The following is a 12,679-nucleotide window of genomic DNA, read 5'->3' as shown; positions in this document are numbered from 1 at the left end:
GATGAATAAAAGGATAGGTTTATTGATCAATTTTAATGTTTCTGTTCTAAGAGATGGAATTAAGCGTATAGCCAATAGATTTTAATTTTTTCTCTGTGTCTCCGCGTCTCTGCGGTGAATAGTTACGATTTTGGATTGCCGAATTAACTCCAAAATTAGTAAAGGAGGGAGGAGAGAATGGATTATAATGAGATTTTAAAAACTTTTGTAGAAAGTCGAGAATGGACTGTAGCCAAAGAGGTTTTACTCAATAAAATAGGGTTATCTTATTCCTGGATAGTTAATAATGAAGGGAAATCTGTATTTCGTGAAGAACACTGGAAACCACATTGTCGGATGATTTATACTACCCCACAAGGCAAGAAGGAATGTGAGGAAACATGGCTTGCTTCTATTCAATATGCTCAGGATAATAAGGTTTCTACGGTATTTCCCTGTCATGCAGGATTTTTAGGGGCTACCTGCCCAATAATCAGTAACTCAACATTAATTGGCGTAATTGGTGGCTGTCAGGTCGTAAATGCAAGTTTAAAACATGAACACTATGCCCAGGTAATTAAAAAGTTTAATTTAGACGCAAAATCCTTTGCCGATAGCCTGAGTAAAATACCATCCACAACGGTTGAAGGATTAGAATTGGATGTAGAATTAGTTGCTATGTTGACCCAGTTAGCCATAGATTCAAAGATAAAACTTCAACAACTATCCAGCAAAGAAGGTGAAGTTGAAGCCATCTCGGAATTTTATAAACTCTTTGAAGAATCTCGAAGTCTAATGTTGACTTTAGAACCAAAGAAACTTTACCCATTGATAGTGAATTTGACAGCAAGGGCAATGAACGCTGAAATTGCCTCATTAATGATAGTTGAAGATAATAAAGAGGATATAACTATCAAAGCCGCTATTGGTCTGGATGAGGAACATATTTCCAAAACTAAATTACAGGTTGGTAAAGGTGTGGTAGGTTATGTGGCTAAAACAGGTGAGCCTTTGCTGGTCGGTGATATAACAGCAGATACACGATTTCATGTCCAGAAAAGCTCCCCGAAATACTACACTAAATCTCTAATTTCAGCCCCTTTAAAAATTGGCACTGAAATAATTGGTATCATCAATGTTAATAATATGAAAACAAGAAGACCTTTTAATGAAACAGACTTGAAACTACTCTCGATAATCTGTGGTCATGCGGCGATTGCCGTTAAAAATGCTAAGAAATACTATAGTGAGGAAAAGGAAAAGGTTACCGAAGAAATTGAAGTGGAAATAAAAGAAAAGGAGGAAATAGAAGAGGCAAAACAAGAACTTATAAAAGAAAAGGTTGATATAGAAACCCAATTAAAAGAAAAAGAAGAAATGATACGGGTTAAAGAAGAATTAATTAGAGTGAAACAAGAGCTTCTGAAAGAAAAACTAAAGGTATCAGAAGAAGAAGAAGATAGAGAAAAATTATTAAAAGAAATAGAAGTATTAGAAAAGGAAAAAATATTCCTGGCGAAAGAAAAGACCAACTTAGAAGAAAAGGCAAAGAAAACAGACACTCTCATTAAAGAAAAAGAGCGATTAGAAAAAGAAAAGGAGGAATTAATCAAAGAAAAGGAAGAATTAGAAGCACAAACAGAAGAATTAGGGATATTATACAGTATTTCTCGTGAGATTCCTTTAATGAAGATGCCCCAGGAGATACTTGGCTGGGTATTGGATAAGATTCAACCGTTTTTTAATTATCATGCCGGAACATATTTGCTTGTAGATGATAACCGTATCATCAGTGAGATAAAACAAGTTTGCTTTATAAATGCGGAGTGTATCCAGGATGTCAAAAACAGAGTGGAGAAAAAATGGACGGAGATATATCCCCAAAAAGAATTTAAAATAATCTACCATACAGCTGAAGGAACCTCATCCGAGTTATTCTGGGTAGGAATAGAGCGGTTTCAATCTACACTTATGGCCACTTTAACTCATCGAGATGAAATAATTGGACTTATAGCACTCAACAGTTTTAATGAAGATGCATTTAGTCCATTACAAAGAAGATTATTAACGATTATTGCCAATCAAATCTCAGAAACACTTGAAAAAGTAAGGTTATTTGCTAAGATACGAGAGTTAGCCGAACGAGATGAATTAACCAAGGTTTATAATTATAGATATTTTGAAGAGTATTTGCAAAAAGAATTTGCCTTTGCTAAACAATATAATAAACCAGTATCCCTGACGATGCTTGATTTCGACCGCTTAAAACATGTCAATGATACCTATGGTCACCAGGCGGGAAATCGACTGATTAAAACTATCTCGGATATAATTAAAGACACTATTAAAGACAAAGGTGTTTTATCTCGATTTGGTGGAGATGAGTTTGCGGTTGTTTTTTCAGAGACAGACCAAAATACGGCCTTTTCAATTGCTGAATCTATTCGGGCTAATATTGCGAATAATAGTATTGAATTTGTCAAAGGCACCCCACATCAATTATCTGCCAGTCTGGGGGTTTCTACATATCCAAATCCCGGCATAGAAACAGAAAAAGACTTATTAGCCAAGGCAGATAAAGCCCTTTATGAGGCAAAACAACGCGGGAGAAATAAGGTAATATTATATACGCCGTAGAGGAAGATAATCAGGTAATCGGTGACCATTATAGCACTTATTAATCGAAATTTGACATAAATAGGGTTCTGAAATTCCAAATCACAAATTCCAAATTCCATTTAGTGAATTAGTGAATTAAGCGAATTAGCGAATTAGTAAAATCTAATCTCTAATTCACTAATCTCTAATTCGCTTTTTGGTATGTGGAATTTGGTGCTTATTTGAGATTTGGTGCTTGGGATTTGGGATTTTTTACTTATCCACTCTGAGTAAAATTTTGACTAATAACTGCTATATTACCGATTACCTTACAATAGGTAGGTGATATGGGAAAACCGATTATTGGTATCACGATGGGTGATGCCGCAGGAATTGGACCTGAAGTAATTATTAAGGCATTAAATATGCCTTCTATTTATGAGGAATGTTGCCCAATAGTGATTGGTGATGCGAAGGTATTGTTAGCAGAAATCAGAAGACAGAGGATAGAGAATAGAGGACAGACTTTTCCCGAACCCCGAGTTTCGAGTCCCGAGCCCCGAGCCCCGAGCCCCAATTTTGAGGACAGATTAAAGATTAATTCTATTCAAGATGTATCAGAGGCTAAATTTCAGTTTGGAACGATTGATTGTCTTGATTTAGATAATATTAAATTAGATGAATTAGAGATTGGGAAGATAAGCAGAACAACTGGTAAGGCGGCTATAGAATTCATAAAAAAAGCAGTTAATCTAGCTCTGGATAATGAAATTCAGGCGATTACAACCGCACCGATAAATAAAGAGGCAATGAAGAAAGCAGAATTTCATTTCGCCGGACATACAGATTTTTTGGCGGACTTAACCCATAGACGCCAATATGCGATGATGTTTGTAAGTCATTCTTTGAAGGTTGTTCTGGTAAGTATTCATATCCCTTTATACAAGGCAATCCGGCAACTTTCAAGGAAAAAGGTTTTGACCACGATTAAATTAACTCAATCTGCATTTAAGGATTATTTTGGACTAAAAAAGCCAGGAATTGCCGTAGCTGGATTAAATCCACACGCCAGCGAAGGAGGGTTATTTGGCAAAGAGGAGGAAAAAGAGATTATCCCGGCGATTGAGGTCGCTCAACGCAAAGGGATTAACGCCAGAGGACCCTATCCGCCAGATACTGTTTTTTATCGTGCCGTCAAAGGTGAATTTGATGTCGTCATCGCAATGTATCACGACCAGGGACTTATTCCTTTAAAATTATTAGCCTTTGATGATGCCGTAAATGTAACGATTGGTTTGCCTATAATTCGGACCTCACCTGACCACGGCACTGCATTTGATATTGCCGGGAAAAATATAGCCAATCCAACAAGTATATTAGAGGCAATTAAATTGGCGGCAAAAATGGCAAAGATAAAAGGAGGAAAGCAATGACTACAGCAACTATGCCAAAACAAGAAAAATTTACCTACGAAGATTATCTTACCTGGGATATAGACTCTGACAATCGGTATGAATTGATTGGAGGTGAATTCTTTATGGCACCAGCACCAAATGTATGGCATCAACGAATCTCAAAAAGAATGGAATTTAAAATTATGCAAGTATTAGAAAAATCAGGGTTAGGAGAGGTATTTGATGCCCCTTGTGATGTTGTTTTAAGTAACGAAGATGTTGTTCAACCAGATATTATCTTTGTCTTAAAAGAAAATTTCAATATCATTACAAAAGATAATATACAAGGTTCACCGGATTTACTGATAGAGATTATCTCGCCAAACTCTGCCCAGAGGGACAGAATTACGAAAAAAAGGCTTTATGAAAGATGTGGTGTCAAAGAATACTGGTTAGTTGACGCAAATAGAAAAGAGATAGAGGTTTTGACCTTAGAAGAAGGAAGATATAAAACTTATGGTATCTTTAAGTCCGAAGATACTCTTTCTTCAGTCCTATTAGAGGATTTTCATTTTAAAGTTGGTGAAGTATTTTAACGATGTATTGGTGCAAATAATGTCTTTACTTGATGATACGAAGAAAATACTATTACAAAACAATATCAGACCCCAAAAAAAATTAGGACAACACTTCCTTGTGAACGAAGGGATACTTAAGCAAATAATTTCAGCGGCGCAATTATCGAAAGAGGATACCGTCTTAGAGATTGGCGCCGGAATTGGTATTTTAACCAGTCAATTAGTCCCGTTAGTCTCAAAGGTTATTGCGGTTGAAATTGCCCCGGTGTTGATAAATATTCTCAATCAAGAATTAGCGGGATATACAAATGTTTTGGTAATAAAGGAGGATATTTTAAAGGTAAATTTGTCTGAAGTGTTAGATAGAGAAGACCAAAGACAGAGGACAGAGGACAAAAGACAGACTCCTCCCGAGTCCCGAGTCCCGAGTCCCGAGCCCCGATTTTCAGCAGAAAAGAAGATAAAGGTAGTAGCCAATTTGCCTTATTATATTGTAACGCCTGTGATTGGACATCTCCTTGAGGCAAAAGAGAACTTCTCAACATTAATTTTAATGGTGCAGAAAGAGGTTGGGGATAGAATCCTGGCTAAACCAGGGACAAAAATCTACGGTGCCTTATCTGTTCTGGTGCAATATCATTGTTATGTAGAACGAATATGTGAGGTAAGCAGGCAATGTTTTTACCCTCAGCCACAGGTAGATTCAGTTGTCTTAAGGTTAAATATCTTAGACAGACCATCAATATCAGTAAAGGATGAGCAATTTTTCTTTAAAGTAGTTAGAGCCGCCTTTTCAAAGAGAAGAAAAATGCTAATTAATGCCATTTCAGATATTGGTATGAGTAAGGATAAATTAGCCAAAGCCCTGGCTGAATTAGGGATTGATAGCAAAAGGAGAGGAGAAACATTAACCTTAGCAGAATTTGGAAGGGTAAGCGAGTTTCTAAAAGAAACAGCAGATAGTAGCTAATGTATTGGAATGTGGGTTAGTTGAAAAAAAATGATGATATTAAAATGAATGAAAAACTTTATTTTCAAGCAGAAAATATACAAATATATAATGATGATTTCTTAATTTCTGATGAAATCACAGGAGGCTCGATAGATTTAATTGTGACTTCCCCACCTTATAATGTAGATATTAGATACAACGCTTATGATGATAAAATTCCTTATGAGGTTTATCTTGAATTTACTTATAAATGGCTTGAGAAGGCATATAAACTTTTAAGAGAAGATGGGCGGTTCTGCTTAAACATTCCCCTTGACAAAAATAAAGGTGGTCAACAAAGTGTTTATGCTGATATTATTTCAATAGCCAAAAAAGTGGGCTTTAAATATCACTCGACAATTGTATGGAATGAGCAAAATATATCAAGAAGAACAGCCTGGGGTTCGTGGCTTTCTGCAACCGCACCTTATGTTATTGCACCTGTTGAAATGATTGCTGTGTTGTATAAGGAAAAGTGGAAAAAAATAAGTGGAACGCAAAAATCAGATATCACTAAGAAAGAATTCATGGAATGGACAAATGGTGTCTGGACTTTTATGGGTGAAAGCAAGACAAGAATTGGGCATCCTGCACCATTTCCTGTAAATCTTCCAGTAAGGTGCATAAAACTCTTTACTTTTGTAGATGACATCGTGCTTGACCCATTTTTGGGTAGCGGTTCTACCTTGATTGCTTGCGTTCTAACAGATAGAAATGGAATTGGTATTGAAATTGATAGAAATTATTGTGAAATTGCCAAACAGAGGCTTATAAAAGAAGCAAAAATAAACCAGATTACATTAGAATTGGAGGAATAAAATTAATGGGTGATAGAATAAAAACCATCGCGGATTTAGTAATGGAATATTTCCGCAAACATTCGAAAAAAGATTTAGAGCATGGACCAGTTGTTGACTGGGTTGAAAAGCAATATCTAAAATTGTATGGCAAAAAGCCCCGTGATACCTGGCGTCAAATCCGTAAATTTCATCAAGAAGGCAAACTAATAAAAGTCAAAAAGGGAGTTTACAGATACGAACCTGATTATATAAAGGAAATTGAACTCTTCGATTTCCCGCCCGAAGTGAAGGAAGAAATATTTAAAAAAGATAATTATAAATGTGTTCTATGTGGTCGTGGTAGATATGAAGGTGTTGAGTTATGTGCAGACCATATAAAACCAAAAGATAAAGGTGGAGATAATACTATTGATAATGGACAAACATTATGTATGGAATGCAACCTCCGTAAGAAAAATTTCTCTCAAACTGAAGGAGGTAAAAGATATTTTATTAATTTGTACAAACAAGCAGTTAAAGTCGGTGATAAGAAAATAATCAATTTTTGTAAATGCTTGTTTGAATGCTACAATAAATATGGTATCAATAGCCATATACCAGGACCTAACGGTAACCAAAAAGAGGAAGAGAAATGACAAAATACCAATGCAAAAACTGTAATTATAAGGGAAATTCTTTAGTGTTTCAGATTAACAGTTATAACTACTGTATGGCTACAAATGCGGAAGAACCTGAATATATAAGTGAAACACCAAACTGGGTAAAAAATATGGGGTATGGAGAGGCTTATGTGGGTGAACCTATCGGATGTCCAAAATGTCATGCTTGGGGTATTGATAATTTTGAGACAAGATAGTCATCAAATACACCAATCTGGCATGAAAGAGCAAGGATATATAATTTTTACTTAAGGGGATTCAAGTATCTCATAATCATGCAAAAGGTGAGTAAATGAAATTGCCCTATCGCTTTTAGCAATTAGTTAATTATAAAATCTACAATCAAAAATCAAAAATAACAGAGAGGAGGATAAGACAATGAAAGGTGTAGTTATGGCTGGTGGTTTTGGGACGCGGTTGCGACCACTTACCTGCAATATCCCCAAACCTATGGTTCCTTTGGCTAATAAACCTATGATGGAACATATCATTTCTCTTTTGAAAAAGTATGGGATAAAGGATATTGTCGTTATCCTTTATTATCAACCTGAGATAATTATGGATTATTTTGGGAATGGAGAGAAATTTGGGGTAAATGTTACTTATGTCTCGGCGACTCAAGATCTTGGAACAGCAGGCAGTGTAAAAAATGCGGCTAAACATCTGAATAAAGAACCATTTTTGATTATTAGTGGGGATGTTTTGACCGATTTTGATTTAAAATCTATTATTAAATTTCATAAAGAAAAAAAGGCTATCGCCACAATTACCTTAACCGCGGTAACCAATCCTTTACAATATGGTATCACCCTTATTGATTCAAACACAGGTCGAATAAAGCGTTTCCTCGAAAAACCTTCCTGGGGAGAGGTTTTCTCAGATACAGTTAATACGGGAGTATATGTATTGGAGCCAGAGGTTCTTGAAGATATTCCTGAAGGGGAGATGTTTGATTTTAGTAAGGACTTATTTCCTAAATTACTTGCCGAAAATTCTCCACTTTATGGATATGTTGCTACAGGATATTGGAGGGATATTGGTAATTTAACCGAGTATCGATTGGCACATTATGATGTTTTAACCCAAAAGGTAAATATTGAGATTTGTGGTGAGAAAAAAGAAAATATCTGGAAAGATAAGCATTCCATAATCGCCGATGGAGTAAATCTTGAAGGCAATGTTATTATTGGTAAGCATTGTAGTATAGGAGAAGGGGTGAAGATTACTAATTCTTGTATTGGAGACAATTGTATTATTGAAGAAAATTCAATAATTACCAATTCTATTCTCTGGGATGGTGTTCATATCGGGAATAGTTGTGAATTACGAGAAAATGTTATTGGAAAGGAATCTTATATCAAAAAGTGCTCATTCTTAGAAATAGAGGCAATAATTGGAGATGGTTGTGTTGTTGGAAGTGATTGTATTATAAGAACAAATGTCAAGATGTGGCCTTATAAAATCGTAGAAGATGGGGTGACATTATCGACAAGCCTTATCTGGGGTGAGAAATGGACACGGAGTTTATTTGGTAGTCGTGGAGTAGTGGGATTAGCCAATATGGAAATCACACCTGAATTTGCCTGTCGCCTCGGTGCTGCTTATGCCGCATCTCTGGCTAAAAATGCAGATGTTATTGTCAGCCGTGATGCACATAAAACCTCCAGAATGATAAATCGCTCCTTGATGTCCGGGATTTTATCCGTAGGAATAAATGTCTGGGATATGGGTGTTATCCCTATGCCTGTTGCCCGATTCCAGAGTAATATCTTGAATGCACACGGCGGATTACATATTGCTCGTGCCTCTTACGACCCTAAAATGATAGAAATTCGCTTCTTTGAAACCTCTGGATTAGATATTTCCGCGACTAAAGAAAAAGCCATTGAACAACTTTTTTACCGCGAAGATTTCCGAAGGGCAAAGGTAGAAGAAATAGGAGTAATATCCTTCCCCTATCGGATAATCGAGTGCTATCGAGAAGGATTATCAAATGTGATTAATGCTAGTTTAATCGCTCAATCTAAATTTAAGATTATCATCGATTACGGCTTTGGTAGTATCTCAACAGTATTTCCAACGGTTTTAGAAGGATTAGGCTGTGATGTCATTGCCCTCAATGCCTATACGGATCCAGAAAGAGTAATTAACACACCCGCCAGTATATCTTTGGCATTAAAACAATTATCAAATATTGTCCTGACACTTGATGCAGACCTTGGAATTTTATTTGACCAGGAGGCTGAAAGAATTTTCCTGGTGGATGACCGAGGTAGAATTATTCCTGCTAACTTAAATGTCGCCTTATTATCAAAATTGGCTTGCGAGACGGTTAAAGAAGGAAAAATTGGTATTCCAGTCACAGCCACCAGGATTATTGCCCAGATGAATGAAGACCGAATTAAATATATCAAAACTACTTATAAAGAAAAAATCTTTGATAAAGATTTAATTATGATTAGTAATGGACATGGGGGATTCATTTTCCCTCAATTTCAACAGTGTTTTGATGGTATGGTTTCCAGTTTGAAATTACTTGAGTTTCTATCATCTAAAGGAATGAAATTAAGTGATGTAGTCGATTCTATCCCACCATTCTATGTCCATCATGAAAGAATCTCCTGTCCCTGGGAATTAAAAGGGAGTTTAATGCGATGGATAATGGAAGAGGTTAAAGATAAACATATCGAATTGATTGATGGCATTAAAATATATCGCCGAAAGGATTGGGTCTTGCTATTACCAGACCAGGATGAGGCACTATTTCATGTCTATGCTGAGGCAGGCTCGAAAGAAAAAAGCGAAGAATTAGCCACAGAATATATCCAGAAGATTAATAAATTTAAAGAAAGAGGATAAAAATAGTAGGTAGTAGGTAGTAGACAGGAGGTAAGTTAGTCTATGGTCTATAGTCTATTTTGAGGAGGAAAGCAATGCCAATTTTAGCTACAAAAGAAGAAAAATGGACATACGAGGATTATGTTCAGTTCCCGGATGACGGGAAAAGGTATCAAATAATACAGGGGGAGGTTTATATGAGTCCAGCACCAGTTCCTTATCATCAAAGGATATCAGCCAAATTATTTGAAATTCTACAACAATTTGTTAAAATTAATAAATTAGGGGAGGTATTTTATGCACCTTGTGATGTTCTGTTTTCAGATGAAGATGTTGTCCAACCAGATATATTCTTTATCTCTAAAGAGAATCTGAATATAATCAAGGACAAGTATATTGAAGGTGCACCCAATTTAATTATTGAAATCACCTCTCCTTATACCCAAAATTTGGATAAACTATTAAAAAAGAGACTCTATGAAACTTATGGAGTAAAGGAATACTGGCTATTAGATGCAGATAAAAAAACACTCCAGATATTTTCTCATACAGGCAAGTTGTATGAAGATACGGGCATTTATAAAATAGGGGATGTGGTTAAATCAAATTTAATCAAAGGGCTAAATTTTAATCTTAAAGAGATATTTTAATGGAGGTGATATAAAATGGCTATGAAGGTTGAACAAAGACTTGATAATGTAGATAGAAGAATAGAAAGACTTTTAAAGAGCCAGGAAGAGTTTAGAAAATCTCAAGAAACCCTCAAAAAGGCTCAAGAAAAAACAGATGAGCAACTTAAAAAAACAGATGAACATCTTAAAAAAACAGATGAGCAACTTAAAAAAACAGATGAGCAACTTAAAAAAACAGATGAGCAACTTAAAAAAACAGATGAGCAACTTAAAAAAACAGATGAGGAATTAAGGGCTATGTTTAAGAAGACAGATAAAGAGTTTGAAAAAACAAGGAAATTGGTAGCAGGCATATCAGATGGTTGGGGAAGATTAACAGAGGGTATGGCACTTGTATCTCTAACAGAGGCATTTTCAAAAAGAGGGATAAAGATTATCCAAACCTTTCCAAGGGCTCTTTCTCATATGAACGGAAATACCTTAGAATTAGACCTATTAAGCATAGCCAGGGGAGAAAACCAGGACTATGTTATAATAGTTGAGGTAAAGACATATTTTGAACCAAGAGATATAAACGACGCATTAGAAGACATTTCCTCTTTCTATGAATTCTTTCCTAAATACAATGATCTACCAGTAATTGGTGCAATTGCCTATATGAATCCATCCCATGATGCAGTAAGGATTGCAGAAAAAGAAGGATTTTATCTTTTGTCTTTAAAAGAAGATACCATGGTTTTAAAAAATAAGGTTGATTTTAAACCAAAGGTCTACAAATATGAAACAAAAGAATAGATGATACGAGGAGGATGAAAATCGGGCATAGAGATTAGAGATTAGAGATTAGAGATTAGCAAGAGTGCAGGTTCTAATTCACTAATTCTCTAATCTCTAATTAACTATTTTCAGGAGAATCTAAAATGAAAACTATCTGGCTAAAATCTATTCCGTTTAATAAAGCGGTTGTGACAACTGCATTAGAAAGTGGCGTAGATGCTATTTGGGTTGAAGAAGGATTTGAGGAAAAGGTAAAGGAATTGGGCAAAATTAAAACTATCTCTAAAAATGGTGATTTGAAACTAAATGAAGATGTCGTTGAGTTTGAAATCAATAATAAACAGGATGAAGAAACCGCCGCTAAGTTGTCAAAATCCAAAACACTTATTATTAAAACAAACGATTGGACAATTATCCCATTAGAGAATTTAATTGCTCAAAATCCTGCCGGATTAATAGCTTATGTTCATAATGAAAAAGAGACAAAAATCGCTATTCAAATATTAGAAAAAGGAGTTGCGGGTGTTCTGCTTGAGACAACCGATTTAAATGAGATAAAAAGATGTGCACAACTAATCAAAAATACTCAAGAGAAATTAGAGATTGCCATTGCAAAAATTACAAAAATAGAACCTCTGGGAATGGGAGACAGGGTTTGTATTGATACCTGTACCAATATGAAGCAAGGAGAAGGGATGTTAGCCGGGAATTCTTCAGGTGCAATGTTTTTAGTCCATTCAGAGAGTGTTGAAAATCCTTATGTCGAACCCAGACCTTTCAGGGTTAATGCCGGCGCTGTCCATGCCTATACACTTCTACCAGGAGGTAAAACTAAATATTTATCCGAGTTAAAAACAGGTGATGAAGTATTAATTGTTAATTCAACAGGACAAACTCAATCAGCCATTGTTGGTAGAATAAAGATAGAAAAAAGACCATTGATGTTGTTAGAAGGAAAAATCAATTCAAAAATAGTTTCTTTAATCCTCCAAAATGCAGAAACTATCAGACTTTGCACACCAGATGGAAGTCCTATCTCCATTGTTTCGCTACAAGAAGGAAGTGAAGTATTAGCCTACCAGGAAGATGCTGGAAGACATTTTGGGATGAAGATAGATGAAACTATAATTGAAAAATAAGTGTAACTATTCACCACGAAGAACACGAAGGACACGAAGAAAATTAAATGGTCTCTGAAATTAACCACAAAGTACACAAAGAATACACAAAGAAATAAAGGGAAAAATTTATTCTCTCAAAAATCTTTGACTCTTTTGTGAAACTCTTTGTGATCTTTGTGGTTAAAAAAATTTGTAAGCGTTCAGGTGGTGTAACAAAAGGAGATGTGGAGATTAAGGAGATAGGGAGATATTATTAAAAAAATTGAAATTAATAGAAACTAATAGAAATTTATGGAAATTTGTTGTTTTCCA

The 12,679-nt window shown here is 35.4% G+C and carries 11 protein-coding genes; all 11 read left to right on the top strand.

The window, feature by feature from the left end:
- The first annotated feature begins 177 nt into the window (after positions 1–177).
- The 11 genes from AB1422_11050 to AB1422_11000 all read left to right on the top strand — a co-directional run bounded on the left by AB1422_11050 (position 178) and on the right by AB1422_11000 (position 12,385).
- Entirely contained in the window at positions 178–2,616 is a 2,439-nt protein-coding gene (locus tag AB1422_11050; protein ID MEW6619852.1) for a diguanylate cyclase, read from the top strand.
- 308 nt (positions 2,617–2,924) lie between these two features.
- The gene (pdxA, locus tag AB1422_11045) at positions 2,925–4,010 is read left to right on the top strand and encodes a 4-hydroxythreonine-4-phosphate dehydrogenase PdxA (protein ID MEW6619851.1); all 1,086 of its coding nucleotides are present in this window, start codon (positions 2,925–2,927) and stop codon (positions 4,008–4,010) included.
- Positions 4,007–4,567, top strand: a complete 561-nt coding sequence (locus AB1422_11040; GenBank protein ID MEW6619850.1) for a Uma2 family endonuclease — start codon at positions 4,007–4,009, stop codon at positions 4,565–4,567. The genes pdxA and AB1422_11040 overlap by 4 nt, the downstream gene beginning before the upstream one ends.
- 19 nt (positions 4,568–4,586) lie before the next feature.
- Positions 4,587–5,519: a 16S rRNA (adenine(1518)-N(6)/adenine(1519)-N(6))-dimethyltransferase RsmA gene (gene rsmA / locus AB1422_11035; protein ID MEW6619849.1), complete on the top strand. Its 933-nt coding sequence runs from the start codon at positions 4,587–4,589 to the stop codon at positions 5,517–5,519.
- A gap of 44 nt (positions 5,520–5,563) precedes the next feature.
- Complete coding sequence (locus tag AB1422_11030) at positions 5,564–6,358, top strand: site-specific DNA-methyltransferase (protein ID MEW6619848.1); 795 nt, start codon at positions 5,564–5,566, stop codon at positions 6,356–6,358.
- A 5-nt stretch (positions 6,359–6,363) separates the two neighbouring features.
- Complete coding sequence (locus tag AB1422_11025) at positions 6,364–6,975, top strand: HNH endonuclease (GenBank protein ID MEW6619847.1); 612 nt, start codon at positions 6,364–6,366, stop codon at positions 6,973–6,975.
- Positions 6,972–7,196 carry a hypothetical protein gene (locus AB1422_11020; GenBank protein ID MEW6619846.1) on the top strand — a complete coding sequence of 75 codons (225 nt, stop codon included), beginning with the start codon at positions 6,972–6,974 and terminating at the stop codon, positions 7,194–7,196. The genes AB1422_11025 and AB1422_11020 overlap by 4 nt, the downstream gene beginning before the upstream one ends.
- A gap of 181 nt (positions 7,197–7,377) precedes the next feature.
- On the top strand, positions 7,378–9,858 hold the full coding sequence (locus AB1422_11015; protein MEW6619845.1) for a mannose-1-phosphate guanyltransferase: 2,481 nt from the start codon (positions 7,378–7,380) through the stop codon (positions 9,856–9,858).
- A 74-nt stretch (positions 9,859–9,932) separates the two neighbouring features.
- The gene (locus AB1422_11010; GenBank protein ID MEW6619844.1) at positions 9,933–10,487 is read left to right on the top strand and encodes a Uma2 family endonuclease; all 555 of its coding nucleotides are present in this window, start codon (positions 9,933–9,935) and stop codon (positions 10,485–10,487) included.
- A 15-nt stretch (positions 10,488–10,502) separates the two neighbouring features.
- Positions 10,503–11,264 carry a hypothetical protein gene (locus AB1422_11005; GenBank protein ID MEW6619843.1) on the top strand — a complete coding sequence of 254 codons (762 nt, stop codon included), beginning with the start codon at positions 10,503–10,505 and terminating at the stop codon, positions 11,262–11,264.
- 125 nt (positions 11,265–11,389) lie between these two features.
- Positions 11,390–12,385: a 3-dehydroquinate synthase II gene (locus AB1422_11000; GenBank protein ID MEW6619842.1), complete on the top strand. Its 996-nt coding sequence runs from the start codon at positions 11,390–11,392 to the stop codon at positions 12,383–12,385.
- Positions 12,386–12,679 lie beyond the last annotated feature (294 nt).

This window comes from bacterium, assembly GCA_040757115.1.
GTDB lineage: Bacteria > UBA9089 > CG2-30-40-21 > CG2-30-40-21 > SBAY01 > JBFLXS01.
Note: the sequence above shows the minus strand (reverse complement) of the source record. Positions and strands in the feature narration are given on the sequence as shown.